Source organism: Blastococcus sp. SYSU DS0541, assembly GCF_054050875.1.
This window is the reverse complement of record NZ_JBJHAD010000017.1, coordinates 38,703-57,850: the sequence shown is the minus strand read 5'-3', so window position 1 is coordinate 57,850 and position 19,148 is coordinate 38,703. Positions and strand designations below refer to the sequence as shown.

At 74.6% G+C, this 19,148-nt stretch carries 15 protein-coding genes; 10 read left to right on the top strand and 5 right to left on the bottom strand.

Going from position 1 to position 19,148, the window contains the following annotated elements; translation table 11 throughout:
* Positions 1-77: 77 nt before the first annotated feature.
* From ACI794_RS17000 to ACI794_RS16980, 5 genes are all read left to right on the top strand, one after another.
* The gene (locus ACI794_RS17000; protein ID WP_456616943.1) at positions 78-2,861 is read left to right on the top strand and encodes a response regulator; all 2,784 of its coding nucleotides are present in this window, start codon (positions 78-80) and stop codon (positions 2,859-2,861) included.
* Positions 2,862-2,931: 70 nt separating this feature from the next.
* Positions 2,932-4,227: a serine--tRNA ligase gene (serS, locus tag ACI794_RS16995; RefSeq protein ID WP_456616942.1), complete on the top strand. Its 1,296-nt coding sequence runs from the start codon at positions 2,932-2,934 to the stop codon at positions 4,225-4,227.
* Positions 4,224-5,135 carry an HAD family hydrolase gene (locus ACI794_RS16990; RefSeq protein WP_456616941.1) on the top strand — a complete coding sequence of 304 codons (912 nt, stop codon included), beginning with the start codon at positions 4,224-4,226 and terminating at the stop codon, positions 5,133-5,135. The genes serS and ACI794_RS16990 overlap by 4 nt, the downstream gene beginning before the upstream one ends.
* On the top strand, positions 5,128-5,931 hold the full coding sequence (locus ACI794_RS16985) for an HAD family hydrolase (RefSeq protein ID WP_456600792.1): 804 nt from the start codon (positions 5,128-5,130) through the stop codon (positions 5,929-5,931). The genes ACI794_RS16990 and ACI794_RS16985 overlap by 8 nt, the downstream gene beginning before the upstream one ends.
* A gap of 288 nt (positions 5,932-6,219) precedes the next feature.
* On the top strand, positions 6,220-7,860 hold the full coding sequence (locus ACI794_RS16980; RefSeq protein WP_456600791.1) for a methyl-accepting chemotaxis protein: 1,641 nt from the start codon (positions 6,220-6,222) through the stop codon (positions 7,858-7,860).
* 109 nt (positions 7,861-7,969) lie between these two features.
* Here the strand turns inward: ACI794_RS16980 and ACI794_RS16975 are convergent, their stop codons facing one another.
* Together ACI794_RS16975 and ACI794_RS16970 are read right to left on the bottom strand one after the other, a co-directional pair.
* Complete coding sequence (locus ACI794_RS16975; RefSeq protein ID WP_456600790.1) at positions 7,970-8,977, bottom strand: type IV toxin-antitoxin system AbiEi family antitoxin domain-containing protein; 1,008 nt, start codon at positions 8,975-8,977, stop codon at positions 7,970-7,972.
* A gap of 199 nt (positions 8,978-9,176) precedes the next feature.
* Positions 9,177-9,725 (bottom strand): bacterial proteasome activator family protein, encoded by a 549-nt coding sequence (locus ACI794_RS16970; protein ID WP_456600789.1) that lies wholly within the window; start codon positions 9,723-9,725, stop codon positions 9,177-9,179.
* A gap of 87 nt (positions 9,726-9,812) precedes the next feature.
* On the opposite strand from ACI794_RS16970, the gene ACI794_RS16965 reads away from it, so the two are divergent.
* Positions 9,813-11,033 carry a cysteine desulfurase-like protein gene (locus ACI794_RS16965; RefSeq protein WP_456600788.1) on the top strand — a complete coding sequence of 407 codons (1,221 nt, stop codon included), beginning with the start codon at positions 9,813-9,815 and terminating at the stop codon, positions 11,031-11,033.
* A gap of 55 nt (positions 11,034-11,088) precedes the next feature.
* On the opposite strand, the gene ACI794_RS16960 is transcribed toward ACI794_RS16965, so the two are convergent.
* The 3 genes from ACI794_RS16960 to ACI794_RS16950 form a co-directional block, all read right to left on the bottom strand.
* Complete coding sequence (locus ACI794_RS16960) at positions 11,089-12,081, bottom strand: NAD(P)H-quinone oxidoreductase (protein WP_456600787.1); 993 nt, start codon at positions 12,079-12,081, stop codon at positions 11,089-11,091.
* Between the two features lie 65 nt (positions 12,082-12,146).
* Entirely contained in the window at positions 12,147-13,658 is a 1,512-nt protein-coding gene (locus ACI794_RS16955; RefSeq protein WP_456600786.1) for a GAF domain-containing protein, read from the bottom strand.
* 128 nt (positions 13,659-13,786) lie between these two features.
* Positions 13,787-14,206 (bottom strand): GlcG/HbpS family heme-binding protein, encoded by a 420-nt coding sequence (locus ACI794_RS16950; RefSeq protein WP_456600785.1) that lies wholly within the window; start codon positions 14,204-14,206, stop codon positions 13,787-13,789.
* Between the two features lie 163 nt (positions 14,207-14,369).
* On the opposite strand from ACI794_RS16950, the gene ACI794_RS16945 reads away from it, so the two are divergent.
* Genes ACI794_RS16945 through ACI794_RS16930 form a run of 4 tightly spaced genes read left to right on the top strand, consistent with a single transcriptional unit; the run spans position 14,370 to position 19,133 of the window.
* Positions 14,370-14,927 carry a diol dehydratase small subunit gene (locus tag ACI794_RS16945; protein ID WP_456600784.1) on the top strand — a complete coding sequence of 186 codons (558 nt, stop codon included), beginning with the start codon at positions 14,370-14,372 and terminating at the stop codon, positions 14,925-14,927.
* The gene (locus ACI794_RS16940) at positions 14,924-16,636 is read left to right on the top strand and encodes a propanediol/glycerol family dehydratase large subunit (protein ID WP_456600783.1); all 1,713 of its coding nucleotides are present in this window, start codon (positions 14,924-14,926) and stop codon (positions 16,634-16,636) included. The genes ACI794_RS16945 and ACI794_RS16940 overlap by 4 nt, the downstream gene beginning before the upstream one ends.
* 3 nt (positions 16,637-16,639) lie before the next feature.
* Entirely contained in the window at positions 16,640-17,233 is a 594-nt protein-coding gene (locus ACI794_RS16935; RefSeq protein WP_456616940.1) for a propanediol/glycerol family dehydratase medium subunit, read from the top strand.
* A gap of 1 nt (position 17,234) precedes the next feature.
* The gene (locus tag ACI794_RS16930) at positions 17,235-19,133 is read left to right on the top strand and encodes a diol dehydratase reactivase subunit alpha (protein WP_456600781.1); all 1,899 of its coding nucleotides are present in this window, start codon (positions 17,235-17,237) and stop codon (positions 19,131-19,133) included.
* Positions 19,134-19,148 lie beyond the last annotated feature (15 nt).

The window sequence follows — 19,148 nt, the reverse complement described above, 5'->3', positions numbered from 1 at the left end:
CACGGCGCGGAACTGAAGCGTCCCGGGCCGGGCCGTCGGGCCTCAAGGACGCGGGCCCGGCGGCCGACACCACAGGGGTGCGCCCCTCCCCCCGTCCCCTGACCGACGCCGACGACGCCCGCCCGCTGCGGGCGCTGCTGCGCCGGCCGATGCTGGTCGCGCTCGCCGCCCTGACCACGGTGGCCCTGACGACGCTGGGGCTCGCCCTGCTGGTGGTCACGGTGATCGGCCCCCGGATCGATCGGACCGACGCCATGCTCGCGACCCTCCAGGACGGGCACGTCGCGATGCTGAACCAGGAGACGGGGCTGCGCGGGTTCCTGGTGACCCGCGAGGTGCGGTTCCTCAAGCCGTACTGGGACGGCGTCGACGCCCTCCGGCGGAGCGACGCCGCGCTGGACCGCATGGCCCCGGGGGACGCCGAGTTCGCCGCCGTCGTCGCCGACCTGCGGGCCGCGCAGCAGCAGTTCATCACCGACTGGGCCGAGCCCGTCCTCCGGACCCAGCCCGCCGTCGGCGACACCGCCGCCCTGAGCGCGCTGCTGGTGCGCGACAAGGCCCTGTTCGACCGGTACCGGGAGGTGCAGGGCGAGGCGCGCGCCCTCATGCAGGAGCGGCGCGAGCAGGCGACGGGGCAGCGGAACGCCGTCGTGCTGGGCGGAGCCGGGCTGGGGCTGGTCGTGGCCGTCGTCGTGGCGCTGGCCGTCCGCCGGGCCAACCGGCGGCTGGCCGCCCAGCTGCTGCCCCCGACCCGCGAGGTGCGGGACGCGCTGGAGGCGCTCGCCTCCGGCAACCTGGACCGCCGGGCCCCCGAGGCCGGGCCCGCCGAGCTGCGCGCCATCGCCGGTGACGTGAACGCCCTGGGCCGAGCGCTGCGGGAGCGCGGCGAGCAGGTCGCCGCCCGGGAGACGCAACTGGTCGCCGCCCGCGACGAGGCCGAGCGCGCCGGCCAGGCCAAGACCGCCTTCCTCGCCACCATGAGCCACGAGATCCGGACGCCGCTGAACGCCGTCCTCGGGCTCACCGACCTCCTGCTGACGACGTCGCTCACCGACGAGCAGCGCGGGCACCTGGAGACCGTCTCGCGCAGCGGCGACAGCCTGCTGGCGCTGATCAACGACATCCTCGACTTCTCCAAGATCGAGGCCGGCGAGCTGGACCTGGAGCAGGCGCCCTTCGACGTCGCCGGGCTCGTGTACGACGTCGCGCAGCTGCTCGCGCCCCAGGCGGCGGGCAAGGGGCTGGACCTGCTGGTCGACGTCCCGGTCACCTGCTCGTGGCGGGCCGTCGGCGACGCCGCCCGGCTGCGACAGGTGCTCACCAACCTGCTCGGCAACGCGGTCAAGTTCACCAGCTCGGGCCAGGTGCTGGTCAGCCTCGCCGGCCAGGAGACCGACGGGGTGCTGACCTGCCGGCTGGCGGTGAGCGACACGGGCATCGGCATCCCGGCCGCCCAGCGGGACCGGCTGTTCCGGTCCTTCAACCAGGGCGACGCCTCGATCACCCGCTCCTACGGCGGCACCGGCCTGGGCCTGGCGATCAGCCAGCGGATCGCCCGGGCGATGGGCGGCGACATCGGCGTCGACAGCACGGAGGGCAGCGGCTCGACGTTCACCGTCACCGTGCAGCTGCCGGTCGCCCCGCCGGCGCCGGAGGACGACCGCAGCGGCAGCCTCGCCGGCCGGCGGCTGCTGCTGGTCGACGACAACCCGACCAACCTGCGGATCCTCGAGCACCAGCTGGGCCGGGCCGGGGCGACCTGCGTCCACGCCGGTAGCGGGGCGGCCGCGCTCGAGCAGGTCGAGAGCGGGGACTTCGACGCCTGCCTCCTCGACCTGCACATGCCGTTCATGGACGGCGAGGAGCTGGCCCGCCGGCTGCGCGCCCACCCGCGGGCGGGCCGCATGCCGCTGGTGCTGCTCAGCAGTGCCGCGCACATCCCCTGCGACGGCGGCGCGACGTTCGAGGCGCGGCTGCACAAGCCGGTCCGCCCGGAGCGCCTCGTGCAGACGCTGCGCTCGGTGCTGCAGCGGGACGGGGCCGCCGCGCCCGATGCCGGGGGCGCGCAGCCGTACGGGACCGGGGTCGCGGGGCAGCGGCTGCGGGTGCTCGTCGCCGAGGACCACGCGGTCAACGCGCACCTGATCGGGCTCTACCTGCGCCAGCTCGGGCACGACGGCGTGCACGTGGAGAACGGCGCGCTCGCGGTGGAGGCGGTGCGCACGGAGCGCTACGACGTCGTCCTGATGGACGCGCAGATGCCGGTGATGGGCGGGGTGGACGCCACGGCGGCGATCCGCGCCCTCGACGTGCGGCAGCCGGCCGTCATCGCCGTGACGGCCAGCGTGCTGGCCAGCGACCGCACCGCCTTCCACACCGCGGGCGCGGACGAGTTCCTGACCAAGCCCGTCCGCATGGGGACGCTCGGCGACGCGCTGGAGCGGGTCGCCACCGGGCGCCCCAGCGGCATCCCGGCGCCGGCACCCGTCGCGGTGCCCGCCGCGGCCCCGGCCGACGACGACGCCCTGGACGCGGAGACGGTGGCGGAGCTCCGCGACCTCGGCGAGGACGGCTTCCAGCACCTCTACCGCCAGTACGCGGACGCGCTCGCGGAGACGGTGGCGGCGCTGCTGGCGGCCGACGTCACCACGGACGCCGACGACGAGGCCGGCCTCCCCCGGCTGGCCCACCGCCTCAAGGGCAGCAGCGCCGCCATGGGGGCGCTGCGGCTGGCCGACCTCTGCCACCGCCTGGAGGACGCCGGCGCGGCGCCGGGGGACCGGGACGAGGTGCTCGGCGCGCTGCGCGACGAGAGCCGGCGGGTGCACGCCGCCGTCACGACCCTGCTCGACGCCCCGTGACCGCGACCCCGCGCCGCCGGGTCCCCCGCCGCTCGACACGTCGTCCGGCCCCGGGTGACACCATGGCGACGTGATCGACCTGCGCCTGGTACGCGAGCACCCCGACGTCGTCCGTGCCAGCCAGCGCGCCCGGGGCGCCGACGAGTCCCTGGTCGACGCGCTCCTGGCCGCGGACGCGGCAAGGCGGGACGCGGTGAAGCGCGGCGACGACCTGCGCGGCGAGCAGAAGAGTGCCTCGCAGGCGGTCAAGAAGGCGACCCCCGAGGAGCGTCCCGCCGTCCTCGAGCGGGCCAAGGCCCTGGCCGCGGAGGTCAAGGAGGCCGAGGAGGCGCAGCGCGCCGCCGACGCGGCGCTGCGCGAGGTCCACCTGCGCATCCCGAACGTGGTCGCCGACGAGGTCCCGCCCGGCGGTGAGGACGACGCGGTGACGATGCGCACCGTGGGCGAGGTGCCCGCCTACGACTTCCCGCCGCGCGACCACATCGAGATCGGGGAGAAGCTCGGCGCGATCGACATGGAGCGCGGGGCGAAGGTCTCGGGCTCCCGCTTCTACTTCCTCACCGGGCCCGGTGCGCTGCTGGAGTTCGCGCTGGCCCAGCTGGCGATCAGCCGCGCGGTCGCCGCCGGCTTCACCCCGGTGATCGCCCCCGCGCTGGTCAAGCCCAGCGCCATGGAGGGCACCGGCTTCCTCGGCGAGCACGACGAGGAGGTCTACCGGATCGAGCGCGACGACCTGTACCTCGTCGGTACCTCCGAGGTCGCCCTGGCCGGCATGCACGCGAACGAGGTGATCGACCTCTCGTCGGGGCCGCGGCGCTACGCCGGCTGGTCGTCCTGCTTCCGCCGGGAGGCCGGGTCCTACGGCAAGGACACCCGCGGCATCATCCGCGTGCACTGGTTCGACAAGGTCGAGATGTTCAGCTTCTGCCGGCCCGAGGAGACCGAGGCCGAGCACCTGCGCCTGCTGGCGTGGGAGGAGGAGTTCCTCCAGGCCCTCGAGCTGCCCTACCGCGTCGTCGACATCGCCGCCGGCGACCTGGGCACCAGCGCCACCCGCAAGTACGACATCGAGGCCTGGTTCCCCACCCAGGGCACCTACCGGGAGCTGACCTCGACCTCGGACTGCACCACGTTCCAGGCCCGCCGGCTGAACATCCGCTACCGCGACGCCGACGGGAAGAACCAGATCGCGGCCACCCTCAACGGCACGCTCTGCGCCATCGCCCGCACCATCGCCTGCCTGCTCGAGGTGCACCAGCGGGCCGACGGGTCGGTGCACGTGCCGGTCGGGCTGCGCCCCTGGCTGGGCGGCGTCGAGACGCTGACCCCGGGCATGGCGCTGGTGCCCCCGGTGCCGACCGCATGACGGCCCGCACGCCGCGGGCGGTCCGCGCTCACGGCGTCCTCGAGGGGGCGGACACCGTGGTCGAGCTGGGCGACCTGGGCACCTGGCGGCCCAAGCTGGTGGCCAGCGACCTCGACGGCACGCTGCTGGGGCCCGACGGCGAGGTGAGCCCGCGCACCCGAGCGGCGCTGGAGGCGTGCTGGGACGCCGGGATCCCGGTCATCGGCGTCACCGGCCGGGGGCCGCGGCTGCTCGACAGCGTCCGTGCGGCCCTGGACGGGCGCGGGATCGCCGTCCTCTCGCAGGGCGGGTTCGTCGTGGACCTCGAGCGGGACGAGGTGCTCCGCACCGTCGCTCTCCCGCGTGACCAGGCCGAGCGGGTGGTGGAGCAGATCGAGGAGGTCGCCGGCGACCTCGTCCTCGCCGTCGAGGACGCCGCCGAGCAGGGCGAGGTGCACGCCCGCCTGCGGGTGCAGCACGGGTTCGACTGGCCCTACCCCGAGCCGGCGCACCTGCTCCCCCGCGGCGAGGTGCTGCCCGCCGGGCCCGTGCTCAAGGTGTTCCTCCGCTCGGCCGCGCTGGGGCAGGACGAGCTGCTGGCCCGCGCCCGGTCCGTCGTCGACCCGGCCGACGCCGAGCTGACCCACGCCGGGCTCGGCTTCATCGAGGTGCTGCCCCCGGGCATCACCAAGGCCAGCGGCCTGGCGATGGCCCTGGAGCGCTACGGCGTCGGCTTCGGCGACGTCCTCGTCTTCGGCGACATGCCCAACGACCTGCCGATGCTCTCGGCGGTCAAGGACGCCGGTGGCCGGGCGGTCGCGGTGGCCAACGCCCACCCGGCGGTGAAGGCGCTCACCCCGGAGCTGACGAGCGGCCACGAGGTCGACGGGGTCGCCCGCTACCTGGAGGCGGTGCTGGGCGATGTCTGACTGGCGGCCGCGGCTGATCGCCACGGACATGGACGGCACCCTGCTGCGCTGGGACGACACGGTGAGCGAGGCGACGGTCGCCGAGCTCGCGCGCTGGCGGGCCGACGGGGTGCCCGTCGTCCTGGCCACCGGCCGGCCACCCCGCTGGATGGTCCGGATCCGGGAGGTCCTGGGCACCGGCACCGCGGTGTGCTGCAACGGCGCGGTGCTGCTCGACCTGGAGCGGCTGGAGATCCTCCACGAGGATCCGCTGCAGCCGGAGGTCCTCGAGTCGGTCACCGCCGAGCTCCGGCGGCATCAGCCCGACACCTGGTTCGCGGTCGAGTACGGCCTGGAGTTCCGTCACGAGCCGATCTACAAGCCGCGGTGGGACGTCGACGCACCCGGGGTGGCGGAGGCGACGCTGGCGGAGATGGTCGCGCAACCGGTCGCGAAGCTGCTGGCCCGGCACGAGTCGATGACCCGGGACGCCTTCGTGCGCCTGGTCGGCGACGTCGTCGGGGACCGGGCCACGGTGACCACCTCGTCGACCGACGCGCTCGCCGAGATCTCCGCGCCCGGGGTGACCAAGGCGACGGGCCTCGCCCGGGTCGCCGCCGAGCACGGGGTCGGACCCGAGGACGTCGTCGTGTTCGGCGACATGCCCAACGACATCGCCGCGTTCGAGTGGGTCCGCGCCGGCGGGGGACGGGCGGTAGCGATGGCCCACGCCCACCCGGACCTGCTCGCCGTCGCGACCGACGTCACCGGCACCAACGAGGAGGACGGCGTCGCCGCCTTCCTGTCCGCGCTCTAAGTCGGAACGAGCCCCTCCCCCCGCGCGCCGGCGCGGCCCGGCTGGGATCAGGTGACCTGATCATCGAGGGTCCTCCCTCACGGTGGGCGGTGAGGGAGGACGCGCGACGCCGAGGGAGGACGCGCCCCGGCCCGGCGCGTCCGGCGTCCCGCGACGGCGCCGTCGACCTCCGCCGTCGTGGGTGACGGTGTAGTCGGTACACCGCTCGGCTGCATTCCGGCCGTCCGCCGTCCGAAAGGAGCACGACGGTCCTCCGCCGACCGACCGACTTCACGGAAGCGAGCAGGCATGGAGCACGTGCACGACCCCGAGACAGCGGCGAACGTCCACCCCGGAGACGAGGCCCGGCGCGGCCTGTCCGGGATCGGGCTGCGCACCCGGCTGCTCGGCTCCATCCTCGTCGTCGCCCTGACCACCGTCGGCGTGGGCGCGTTCGGCATCGACCGGATGTCCACCCTCAGCGACCAGGCCCAGGAGGTCTACGACCGCGGGGCGATCCCGCTCAGCGGGCTGCAGGGACTCGAGGCGGACTGGTGGCAGCTCTCCACCAACGTCGCGCGGGCCGCCATCCCCACCCTCCCGCCCGAGACGATCGCCAAGGCGCAGCGCGGCACGGTGGCGGCCACCGAGGCCCTCGCCGCCGACACCGCCACCGTCGCGGAGATGCCCCTGGACGGGCCGACGCGTGCGGCGTTCGAGACCTTCGCCGGGGCCACCCAGGCATACCTGGCCGCGCTCGGCGAGCTGCAGACGGTGGCGACCACCAACCCCGCCGCCATGCCGGGGCTGCTCAGGACCATGAACGAGAACGAGGTCCTCATCGAGGAGTCGCTGGTCGAGGCGACCGACGCCGCGGCAGCGGCCGCCCGCGCCACCGCGGCCGACGCCAAGGCGGCCTACGAGACCGCGCGCACCATGACCCTGCTGATCATCGGCGCGGGTCTGGCGATCTCCGTCGTCCTGGCCCTCGTGGTGGCCCGCGGCGTCACCGGGCCGGTGCAGCGCATCCGCGAGGTGCTCGGTCAGGTCGCCGCCGGTGACCTCACCGTCCGCGCCGGCCGCACCGGCGGTGCCGAGCTCGGCGAGATGGCGGCGTCGCTGGACGAGACCCTCGACGCCATCGGCAACGTCCTCGTGCTGGTGAACGACTCCTCCACCCGCCTCGCCGCGGCCTCGACGCAGCTGAACGCGGCGGCCGAGGGCATGCGCGGCAATGCGGAGACCGCGGCCGGCCAGGCCGACGAGGTCGTCGCCTCCGCCGGTGCCGTCGCGTCGAGCGTGGACACGGTCGCGACCGGCTCCTCCCAGATGGAGTCGGCGATCCGCGAGATCGCGCACAACGCCACCGAGGCCGCCCGCGTCGCCGGTCAGGCCGTGTCGGTCGCCGAGAACACCACCAGGACCGTCGGCAAGCTGGGCGACTCCTCGCAGGAGATCGCCACCGTCATCAAGCTGATCAACGGCATCGCGGAGCAGACCAACCTGCTGGCGCTCAACGCCACCATCGAGGCGGCGCGGGCCGGTGAGGCGGGCAAGGGCTTCGCCGTCGTCGCCTCGGAGGTCAAGGAGCTGGCGCAGGAGACGGCGCGCGCGACCGAGGACATCTCCAAGCGCGTCGAGGCGATCCAGGCCGACACCGCCGGCGCGGTGGACGCGATCAGCCGGATCAGCTCGGTCATCGGCGAGATCAACGACTTCCAGGCGACCATCGCCGCGGCGGTCGAGGAGCAGACGGCGACGACCAACGAGATGAACCGCAACGTCGCCGAGGCGGCCAGCGGGACCCAGGGCATCGCCGCGGCGATCTCGGGACTGGCCGCGGGCACGCAGGAGACCAACCAGCGCGTCGCCGACGCCCAGCGCGCCGCCGGTGAGCTGGCCCGGATGAGCGGTGAGCTGCAGGAGGCGGTCGGCCGCTTCACCGTCTGACCCGGCGGACCCGGCTGGGATCAGGTGACCTGATCATCGAGCGTCCTCCCTCACCGCAGACCGTGAGGGAGGACGCTCTGCGTTGAGGGAGGACGCGACCGGGCAAGCGTCAGGCGACCGCGTCCGCCGGATCGGACCCGGGCTCGGGCCGGCGGACCACCCGGAAGCGGCGAGGCCCGCTCAACGGCCGGGCCAGCAGCTCGCGGAGGCGCTCGGCGGGTCCGTGGAGCCGGGGGAGGTCCTCGTCGACGACGCGGACCACCCGCACGTCGAGGTCGCGGATCCGGTCCTCGCGACGCTTCTCCCGCCAGGCAACCTCCGCCGGGGTGCGGCCGCCGTGGGGGTCCTCGTACTTGATGCGCCCGTCGAACTCGACGGCGACACCGGCGTCCTCGAACCAGGCGTCCACCCGCGCGACGAAGCCGCGAGGCCCGTGCAGGTCCACCTGCAGCTCGGGGCGGGGCAGCCCGGCGTCCAGGAGGGCCAACCGGCCCCGCGACTCCAGCGGCGACTCGGCTCGCCCGTCGGCCAGGCCGAGGGCGCGCGCCGCCCCACCGATGCCCACCCAGTGGCTCTGCTGCAGCACCGCCGTCGTCAGCTCACGCCGGCGCACCTGCTTGCGGAAGATCGCGGCGTCGAAGGCGACGACGGCGTCGGCGACGGGCAGCTCCCTGGCGCAGTCGACCAGCGTCCGCGCGACGCCCGTCACCCGGAACGGGCCGGTGTCGACGACGTCGTCCGCGGGCAGCGCCGCGGCGGCGATGCGGTAGCCGTCGCCGACCCGCCACTGGTCCGGGTCGGTCAACCGGACGACGTCGTCCACACCGCGCGGGAGGACCAGCTCGTGGAAGCGGGCCGCGGATGAGTGGCTGAGCACCGGGCCGGCGCGGAGGACGGTGAGCGCCGCGACCGCGGCGAGGAGGTGCCGGGCCCGAGGGTCGCCGGCCGCGGTGGCCCAGGTCTCGGCCGTCACGTAGACGCCGCGGCGCAGCCGGTGCCAGGCGCCCGATCCGACGGCCGAGCGGATCTCGTCGGGGCGGTAGCCGGCGCGGCGGGCGTCGGCGACGGTGAAGACGCCGTCACGGCGTCGGGCGGCGGCCTCGAGGACTGGATGCACCGCGCCAGTCTCGGGATGCCCGGCCGACCGCGGGACGGCGTCGGCCGATCTGTGGACAACCGGCGTCCGTCCTCAGCTCGCGGTGTCCTCCCTCGCCGCAGACGCTGAGGGAGGACACCCGGTGATCAGGTCACCTGATCCCCGCCGGGGCCAGGTGCTCTCCCGCCGGGGCCAGGTGCTCCCCTGCCGGGGCCAGGTGTCAGAGGTACTGGCCGCCGCCGGGCCGGAAGTCGGGCTGCTGGGCCGGCGCCTGCCCGCCGGGGAGGGCCTTGCGGCGCATCTCCTCCAGCTGGGCGCGGGCGGCCATCTGCTGGGCGAACAGCGCCGTCTGGATGCCGTGGAACACGCCCTCCAGCCAGCCCACCAGCTGCGCCTGCGCGATCCGCAGCTCGGCGTCCGAGGGGGTCTCGCCCTCGCTGAAGGGCAGGGTGATCCGCTCCAGCTCCTCGCGCAGCTCCGGCGCCAGGCCCTGCTCGAGTTCCCGGATCGAGGAGGCGTGGATGTCGCGCAGCCGGTTGCGGCTGGCGTCGTCCAGGGGCGCGGCGCGGACCTCCTCCAACAGCTGCTTGATCATCGTGCCGATGCGCATCACCTTCGCGGGCTGCTCGACCAGCTCGCCGACGCCGGGCGCGCCGTCGCCCTCATCGTCGGACCCCTGGGGCATCGGCACGGTGCCGACCGGACGCCCGTCGGGCCCGACCACGACGACCTGCTGCGGGCGCTCGTTGCCGTTCTGCGGTGCAGTCATGCCCCCATCCTGCCCGGTGGTGCGGACGGTCCGCCGGGGCACCGGGACGGCGCGGGACCGCCGGGCGCACGAACTAGGGTGCGGCCCATGTCTTCGGGGGGCCGGCTGGACGTCGCGCGGGTGCGCGGCCTCTTCCCGGCGCTCTCCGACGGGTACGTCCACGCGGACGGTCCGGCCGGCTCGCTGGTCCCCGAGAACGTGGCGCACGCCGTGGGCTCCGCGATGCGCATGCCGGTCGCGAACCGCGGCGGGGTCTTCCCGGCGTCCGGGCGGGCCGAGGCGCTGGTCTCCGGCGCCCGCGCGGCCGTCGCCGACCTCGTGGGTGGCCGCCCCGGCGGCGTGGTCCTGGGCCCCAGCATGACGGCGCTGACCTACGGGATGGCCCGCGCGCTGGCCCGCACCTGGCGGCCGGGTGACGAGATCGTGCTGAGCCGGCTGGACCACGACGCCAACGTCCGCCCCTGGCTGCAACTGGCCGCCGCCACCGGCGTGAACGTGCGGTGGGCGGAGGTCGACATCGAGACCGGTGAGCTGCCCGCCTGGCAGTACGCCGAGCTGCTGAACCGGCGCACCCGGTTGGTGGCCGTCACCGCGGCCAGCAACGCCCTGGGCACCCGGCCCGACGTCGCCGGCATCGCCGCGGAGGCGCACGCGGCGGGGGCACTGGTCTACGTCGACGCCGTGCACGCCGCCCCGCACGTGTTCCTCGACAAGGCGTCCCTGGGCGCCGACCTCCTCGCGGTGTCGGCCTACAAGTGGTGCGGCCCGCACGTCGCGGCGGTGGTCGCCGACCCCGAACTGCTCGGCCACCTGCAGCCGGAGAAGCTGCTGCCGTCCTCCGACCGGGTGCCCGACCGGTTCGAGACGGGGACGCCGCCGTTCGAGCTCTACGCCGGCGTGAGCGCCGCCGTGGACCACCTGGCCGGTCTCTGCGGGGAGACGTTCGGCAGCCGCCGCGACCGGCTGCGGGTGTCGATGGCCGCCGTCGCCCGGCACGAGGGCGACCTGTTCGACTGGCTGGACCAGGCGCTCCGCGCCATGCGGCACGTGCAGGTGCTGGGCGAGCCCGAGCGGTGCACCCCGACGTTGTCGTTCACCGTCGCCGGCATGCGCCCCCGCCAGGTGGCCGCGGAGCTCGCCCGCGCCGGCATCTGCGCCTGGGACGGCGACTTCTACGCCCGCGAGCTCTTCGACGCCCTCGGGGTCAACGAGAGCGGGGGAGCGGTGCGCCTGGGCCTCATGCACTACAACACCGCGGACGAGGTCGGCCGGATCATCGACGCCGTCGCCGGCCTACGCCCCCGCTGAGGGCCCCGTCCTCCTCATCGCTCGCAGGCTCGCGACGAGCCTCTGGACGGGGCCGTCAGTCGCCGTTGACCAGCAGCACCTTGCCGACGTGCTCACTGGCCTCCACGACCCGGTGGGCCTCGGCCGCCCGCGACATCGGCAGGCGGCGGTCGACGATCGGCCGGATCGTGCCGCGCTCGACGTCGGGCCACACGTCGTGCCGCACGGCCGCCACGATCTCCGCCTTGCCTCCGCGGCCCTCCACCGGGCGCGACCGCAGCGCCGTGGCGTGCACCGAGGCCCGCTTGGCCAGCAGCTTCCCGATGTGCAGCTCGGCCTTCATGCCGCCCTGCATGCCGATGATCACCAGCCGCCCGCCGGTCGCGAGGGCATCGACGTTGCGGGCCAGGTACTCGGCGCCCATGTTGTCCAGGACGACGTCGACCCCACGGCCGTCGGTCGCCTCCCGCACGCGCTCGACGAAGTCCTCGTCGCGGTAGTTGATGCCGACGTCGGCGCCGAGCTCGCGGCAGACGTCGAGCTTGGCCGCCGTCCCCGCGGTCGTGAGCACCCGCGCGCCGGCGCGGGCGGCGAGTTGGATCGCCATCGTCCCGATGCCGCTGGACCCGCCGTGCACCAGGAACGTCTCGCCCCGGCGCAGCCCGGCGAGCATGAAGACGTTGGACCAGACGGTGCAGGCCACCTCCGGCAGGGCGGCGGCCGTCGCCAGCTCCACGCCCGACGGCCTGGGCAGCACCTGTGCGGCCGGGACGGCGACCCGCTCGGCGTAGCCACCGCCGGCGAGCAGGGCGCACACCTCGTCGCCGACCGCCCAGCCGGTGACGCCCTCCCCGACCTCGCTCACGATCCCGCTGCACTCCAGGCCGAGGACCTGTGTCGCACCGGGCGGGGGCGCGTAGTTGCCTCGCCGCTGGAGGAGGTCGGCGCGGTTCACGGCGGTGGCGACGACGTCGACGACGAGCTCGCCGGGGCCGCAGACCGGGTCGGGCACCTCCCCCCAGGTCAGCACATCCGGACCGCCGGGTTCGCTGATCGTCACCGCGCGCATGCCCGCACCCTAGGAGGACCGTGGGCTCCCCACCTCTCGCGGGCCGGGGCAGGACGGGTTCCGGGTCAGTCGGCCGCCAGCCGACCCCGGCGGACCGTCAGGGGCGCCAGCCGCGGATCGCGCACGGGCAGCAGCTCGATCAGCCGGTCGTGCACCTCCAGGTCGTCCTCGCCGAGGCGGTGGTGGGCCAGCTCGTGCAGCAGGTCCACGTCCCCGGAGTCGAGCACCGCACGGCGCACGGCGGCCGACAGCTCGCCGCGCAGCTGGCGGACCAGTGGCGCCTCCGAGCGGGGCAGCAGGGGCCCGGGCGCCCCCCGCAGCGCCGTGGCGGCCTGGCCCTGCTGCAGCGCGCGACGCACCGTGCCCAGGTCGCTGTCCACCGGGGTGGTCAGCCGGTAGGGCCGGGTCAGCAGCAACTCGGCGCCGATGAGGCTGCGCAGGCGGAGGACCTCGACCCGCACCGTCGTGGGGTTGCCCTCGTCGCCGTACAGCAGCAGGGCCAGCTGCTCGCCGGTGAGCCCTTCGGGGTGCAGCACCAGGGCGGTGAGCATCTCGGCAGGGCGGAGGGTGAGCGGGATCGGGCGTCCCCGCACCACCGCCCGGGGCGGCTCGTCGCCCATGAGGCGCAGGGAGAGCGCCCTCTCGGGTGGCCCGGCGGCGGTGCCGGAGAGGCGGTCGGTGGTGCGCAGGAGGAGCCCCTCGTCTAGCTGCTCGACCACCACCTCCTGACCACCGGGAAGCACGAGCCGGTCGCCCGCGGCGGGGATCTCCATGCGGTCGGGCCACCAGCCCCAGGGTTGCCCGGCGAGCAGCCGGCCGGACGGGGTGAGAAGAGCTCCGGGGGCGCCCCGCAGGGCCGTCAGGTGCCGCATGTTCTGCCGTCGCAGGCGCTCGTCGGCGATCGCCGACCGCACCCGCAGCTGGTGCTCGGCGAGCTGCGCGGTGGTGGAGACCAGTTGCACGAGCGCCGGGTGCACGGTCTGCAGAGGGCCGCTGAGGTCTATCGCGCCGAGGATCGAGCCGGTCTCCGGGTCGTGCACGGGCGCGGCCACGCAGGTCCAGCTGTGGTAGGTGCGGACGAGGTGCTCGGCCGAGTGGATCTGCACCGGCTCGTCCACGGCCAGCGTCGTTCCCATCGCGTTCGTGCCGATGGCCTGCTCGCTCCAGTTCGTGCCGGGGAACAGGCCGACCCGGTCCCCCTGGTGGAGCAGGGTGGCCGCGCCCTCCCGCCACAGGACGTTGCCGGCGGCGTCGGTGACCAGCATGACGTGCACGGCCTCGTCGGCGATGCTGGTCAGGGTGCTCTGCAGGAGGGGGAGCACCGCGTTCAGCGGGTGGGCATCCCGGATGTCCCGCAGCTCGTCCTCCGCGTAGACGACCGGCGGGGTGCGGTGCTCCGGGTCGACGTGCGCGGCGAGGCTCCGCTCCCACGAGGCCGACACGACCGGGCGCGGGCGGGGGGCGTCCGGGTCGCCGGCGAGGACCGCGTCGAAGACCCTGCTCAGGGTGCGGGCGTGCGCGACGGGATCGGGTGCCGTCCGCGCGCTGCCGAGCCGGGGCGCCGCTCCGCGTGTCACCCGCACCTCCGAGCCCCGGTGCCGGGCACCCGCCGAGCACACCTCGCCCCGCGCATCATCGACCCGGCCGCGCCGGGCGGGCAACCCCCGGCGCCGCCGGGCCTGCTCGTGGCGGCAGGTGGCAGGCGTCAGGCGCCTGGCCGGCCGTCGAGCGCAGCCGCGGCCGCCGTCGCGACGACGACGTCCTGCTCGACGGATCCGGCGCTGACCCCGACCGCTCCGATGATCTCGTTCCCGCGCTGCAGGGGGATCCCCCCGCCGAAGGTGACCAGGCCGCCCGCGGTGTTCTCGAGGCCGTAGAGCTCGGCCCCCGGCTGGACGAGGGGCGTGAGCGCGGCGGTCGGCAGAGCCATCAGCGCCGACGTCACCGCCTTGCGGTTGGAGATGTCGATGCTGGCCCGGATGGCGCCGTCCATCCGGGCGAAGGCCACCAGGTGGCCACCGTCGTCGACGACGGCCACGTTCATCGGCTGGCCGATCTCTTCGGCCTTGGCGATGCCGGCGTCCAGGACCTGGCGGGCTTCTGCGTGGGTGAGGCGAGGTGTCATGGCGGGCAGCAAACCGTCAACGCTCCGTCGGGGCCAGCCCTCCCGTCGTGCCGGTCCGCGGCCCGGTGCCCGCCGTCCCCCGACGCAACGCGCGTGCAACGTGGCGCCTGTCACAGTTGCCGGGCTGGACGCCCGCGCCGGACCACCACAGGAGCGCCGCCGGATGAGCACGCCACCGAGCAGACCGCTGACCCCCGCCGACTACCCGCTGTCCATCAACCGGCCCGACCTCCTGCGCACCCCCACCGGCAAGTCGGTCAGCGACCTGACCATGGCCGCGGTGGTGTCCGGCGAGCTGTCGGCCGACGACCTGCGGATCGCCCCGCAGACCCTCGAGCTGCAGGCCCAGCTGGCCGAGGCGAGCGGCCGCCCGCAGCTGGCGGCCAACTTCCGGCGCGCGGCGGAGATGGCCGTGATACCCGACGTCGAGGTGCTGCAGATGTACAACGCGCTCCGCCCCCGCGCCTCGACGGGTGCGGAGCTGCGCTCGCTCGCCGACCGGCTGGAAGGCACGTACTCGGCGCCGACCTGCGCCGGCCTGGTCCGCGAGGCCGCCGAGGTCTACGCCCGGCGCCGCCTGCTGGCCCCCGACGCCGCCCCCGACGACGCCACCGACGCCGACGGCCCGGTCGCCTCCGGGGACGTGCCCCCCACCGCCGCCGACGACGTCGCGGCCGCAGACCTCACCCCCGAGCTGAGCGAGAGGACACCGCGGACATGACCACCACGCAGCCCCGCACGGCGGACGAGCCCGGACGCTCCCGGCGCACCGACGTCCTCGAGGCGCGGCCGGTCAACCTCGACGGCTTCGTGGAGGAGTGGCCCGAGAAGGGCCTCGTGGCGATGGAGAGCGCCTTCGACCCGGCCCCGGGTGTGCGGGTGGAGGACGGCCGGATCGTCGAGCTCGACGGCCGCGCACGCGCCGACTTCGACTTCATGGACACCTTCATCGCCGACCACGCGATCGACGTCGCCACGGCCGAGGCATCCAACGCCGTGCCGTCGATCGAGATCGCCCGGATGCTCATCGACCCCCGGACCTCCCGCGCCGACGTGCTCCAGGTGACGCGCGGCCTCACCCCCGCCAAGATCCTCGACGTCGTCAAGCTGATGAACGTCGTCGAGATCATGCAGGGGATGCAGAAGATGCGGGCCCGCCGCACCCCGGCGAACCAGGCCCACTCCACCAGCGCCCGCGACAACCCGCTCCAGGTCGCCGTGGACGCCGCCGAGGGAGCGCTGCGCGGGTTCGCCGAGCTGGAGACGACGCTGGGCGTGGTGCGGTACGCCCCGCTGGTGGCGATCGCGCTGCAGGTGGGCGGGCAGGTCGGGCGCGGTGGCGTCCTCACCCAGTGCGCGCTGGAGGAGGCGACCGAGCTCGAGCTGGGCATGCGCGGCATCACCGCCTATGCGGAGACCATCTCCGTGTACGGGACGGAGTCGGTGTTCGTCGACGGCGACGACACCCCCTGGTCCAAGGCATTCCTCGCCTCGGCGTACGCCTCCCGCGGCATCAAGATGCGCTTCACCTCCGGGACCGGGTCGGAGGTGCAGATGGGCAACGCCGAGGGCAGGTCCATGCTCTACCTGGAGATCCGCTGCATCCTCATGGCCAAGGGCGCCGGCGTGCAGGGTCTGCAGAACGGGTCGATCAGCTGCATCGGCGTGCCCGGGGCGGTACCGGGCGGCATCCGCGCGGTGGCCGCGGAGAACCTGGTGGCCAGCATGCTCGACCTCGAGTGCGCGTCGGGGAACGACCAGTCCTTCTCCCACTCCTCGATGCGCCGGGTGGCCCGGCTGATGCCTCAGCTGCTGCCGGGCACCGACTTCGTCTGCTCCGGCTACTCGGCCGTGCCGAACCCCGACAACATGTTCGCGGGTTCCAACTTCGACACCGACGACTACGACGACTGGAACACCATCCAGCGCGACCTCCAGGTCGACGGGGGCCTCCGGCACGTGCGCGAGGACGAGATCCTCGCCGTCCGGAACAGAGCGGCGCGGGCACTGCAGGCCCTCTTCGCCCACCTGGACCTCCCGTCGATCACCGACGAGGAGGTGGAGGCAGCGACCCGCGCGAACTCCTCCAACGACTACCCGTTCCGGGACGTGCTCGCCGACCTCAAGGGTGCGCAGTCCGTGATGGACCGCGGGATCACCGGCTTGGACCTCGTGCGGGGACTGGAGGCCACCGGCTTCCACGACGTCGCGGAGAACCTGCTGGCGGTCCTGCGCCAACGGGTGAGCGGGGACCTGTTGCAGACGTCCGCCGTCCTCACCGCCGACTTCGTGCCGCTGTCGGCGATCAACGACGCCAACGACTACGCCGGGCCCGGCACGGGCTACCGGCTGGAGGGCGAGAGGTGGGAGCAGCTCAAGAAGCTGCGGCACGTCACCTCCGCCACCGACCCCGAGACCGAGGTGAGCTGAACCGTGACCACGCTGGAGACGACGCCGGCACGACCGGAGCGCACGCTCTCGCTCCGCGAGGTGGGGCCGGCCGGCCGGGGGACCCGCGGCGACGAGGTCGTGGTCGCGGTGTCCCCGGCGTTCGGTGGGCACTTCAGCCAGACGATCGTCGGGGTGCCGCACGCCGAGGTGCTGCGTCAGCTGCTCGCCGGCATCGAGGAGCAGGGCGTGTCGGCGCGGGTCGTGCGCGTCTGGTCGACCGCCGATCTCGCCGCCCTGTCGCACACCGCCGCGAAGCTGTCCGGCTCGGGGATCTCGGTGGGGCTGCTCTCCCGGGGCACCACGATGATCCACCAGAAGGACCTCGCGCGGCTGAGCAACCTCGAGCTCTTCCCCCAGTCCCCGCTGCTCGACCCGCCGGTGTTCCGGATGATCGGCTCGAACGCAGCCCAGTACGCCAAGGGCGAGTCACCCCAGCCCGTACCGACCCGAAACGACCAGATGGCGCGACCCCGGTGGCAGGCGAAGGCCGCTCTGCTGCACCTCAAGGAGTTCGAGTGCATCCAGCACGACCGCGAGCCGGTCGAGCTGGCGGTGGCGTTCGGGCCCGCCGGCTGAGGTGACCGGTCAGCGCGGTCGACGGCTCGTCGTCGGCGTCGACATCGGCAACTCCACCACCGAGGCCTGCGTCGCCGTGATCGGTGCGGACGGCGCGGCCGACCACCTGGGCACCGATCTGACGCACACCACCGGCGTGAAGGGGACCCCGGACAACAGCGCGGGAGCGCTCGTCGCGATCCGGGGCGCCCTGGCCCGTGCCGGGCGGGATCCCGCCGACGTGCACGTCGTGCTGCTCAACGAGGCGACGCCGGTCATCAGCGGGCTGGCCATGGAGACGATCACCGAGACGATCATCACCGAATCGACCATGATCGGGCACAACCCGGCCACCCCGGGCGGGGAGGGGCTCGGGGTGGGCACCACCGTGTCGGTCACCGACCTCGCCGCGCAGGAGGCCGGGACGCCGGTGATCTGCGTGGTGCCCCACGGCTGGGACTTCGACGACGTCGCCGGCGCCCTCAACACGGCGGTCGACCGCGGCGTGGAGGTCGTGGCCGCGGTGCTCGCCGGGGACGACGCCGTCCTGGTCACCAACCGGCTCGCACGGCCCATACCGGTGGTCGACGAGGTCGCGTCGGTGGAGAAGGTGCCGCTGGGCATGCTCGCCGCGGTCGAGGTGGCCGCGCCCGGTCGCACCATCCGGACCCTGTCGAACACCTACGGGTTGGCCACCGTGTTCGGCCTGGACCCCGAGCAGACCCGGCACGTGTCGCCCGTGGCGCGGGCGCTCACCGGCAACCGCTCGGCCGTCGTGATCCGGACCCCGTCGGGTGACGTCTCCGACCGGCGCATCCCGGTGGGGGTCCTGGAGCTGCGGGGTGCCGGCAAGACCCTGCGGGTCGACGTCGACGCCGGTGCGGAGGCGATCATGGCGACCCTCGCCCGCGTCCAGCCGCTCGACGACGCGCACGGTGAGCCGGGCACCCACGTGGGCGGCATGCTGGCCCAGGTCCGCGACACCATGGCCGACGTCATGGAGGTGCCCGGCCAGGCGGGCGTCCCCTCGGCGGAGATCGCCATCCGCGACGTCCTGGCCGTCGACACCTTCGTGCCCGCCGAGGTGCGCGGCGGGCTGGCGGGTGAGGTCGCGCTGGAGAACGCGGTCGCGCTGGCGGCGATGGTGCGCACCAGCCGCAGCCGCATGCAGCTGGTGGCCGACGAGGTGTCCACCCGGCTGGGCGTCCCGGCCGAGATCGGTGGGGTCGAGGGTGAGATGGCCGTGCGCGGCGCCCTGACCACCCCGGGCGTGGACCGGCCGGTCGCGGTGCTCGACCTCGGTGGCGGATCGACCGACGCGGCCCTGGTGGACCGCGCCGGCCGGAGCACCGCGGTGCACGTCGCGGGTGCGGGCGAGCTCGTCACCAAGCTCATCGACTCGGAGCTGGCGCTGGACGACCGGGAGGTGGCCGAGAGCGTCAAGCGGTTCCCGCTGGCGAAGGTCGAGAGCTTCTTCCACGTCCGCCACGAGGACGGGACGGTGCAGTTCTTCCCCGACCCGCTGCCGGCCCACGTGTTCGCCCGGGTGGTGGTCATGACGCCGGAGGGGCCGGTCCCGGTGGTCACCAGGCACGGGCTGGACCGCGTGCGCCGTGTCCGCCGGGAGGCCAAGCGCCGGGTCTTCGTCGTCAACTCCCTGCGCGCGCTCCGCCAGGTCGCGCCGGACGCGGACCTGCGTGCCCTCGACTTCGTGGTCCTGCTCGGCGGCTCCGCCCTGGACTTCGAGATCCCGGACATGATCGCCGACGCGCTGGCCGGTCACGGCATCGTGTGCGGAACCGGGAACGTGCTGGGCACCGAGGGGCCGCGCAACGCCGTCGCCTCGGGCCTCGTGCACGCCTACGCGGCGGCCACCGCCGTCCCGGCGGCGCCGGTGGACGCAGCCGCCGCCGTGCCGTGACCGCGCCGGGGAGGT

What these genes read in the sequence shown, in the direction of transcription:
- ACI794_RS16980 (WP_456600791.1), top strand. Translation starts at nt 6,220, where the DNA reads ATGGAGCACGTGCACGACCCCGAGACAGCGGCGAACGTCCACCCCGGA.
- ACI794_RS16940 (WP_456600783.1), top strand. Translation starts at nt 14,924, where the DNA reads ATGACCACCACGCAGCCCCGCACGGCGGACGAGCCCGGACGCTCCCGG.
- ACI794_RS16985 (WP_456600792.1), top strand. Translation starts at nt 5,128, where the DNA reads ATGTCTGACTGGCGGCCGCGGCTGATCGCCACGGACATGGACGGCACC.
- ACI794_RS16965 (WP_456600788.1), top strand. Translation starts at nt 9,813, where the DNA reads ATGTCTTCGGGGGGCCGGCTGGACGTCGCGCGGGTGCGCGGCCTCTTC.
- ACI794_RS16950 (WP_456600785.1), bottom strand. Translation starts at nt 14,206, where the DNA reads ATGACACCTCGCCTCACCCACGCAGAAGCCCGCCAGGTCCTGGACGCC.
- ACI794_RS16945 (WP_456600784.1), top strand. Translation starts at nt 14,370, where the DNA reads ATGAGCACGCCACCGAGCAGACCGCTGACCCCCGCCGACTACCCGCTG.
- ACI794_RS16960 (WP_456600787.1), bottom strand. Translation starts at nt 12,081, where the DNA reads ATGCGCGCGGTGACGATCAGCGAACCCGGCGGTCCGGATGTGCTGACC.
- ACI794_RS16970 (WP_456600789.1), bottom strand. Translation starts at nt 9,725, where the DNA reads ATGACTGCACCGCAGAACGGCAACGAGCGCCCGCAGCAGGTCGTCGTG.
- ACI794_RS16990 (WP_456616941.1), top strand. Translation starts at nt 4,224, where the DNA reads ATGACGGCCCGCACGCCGCGGGCGGTCCGCGCTCACGGCGTCCTCGAG.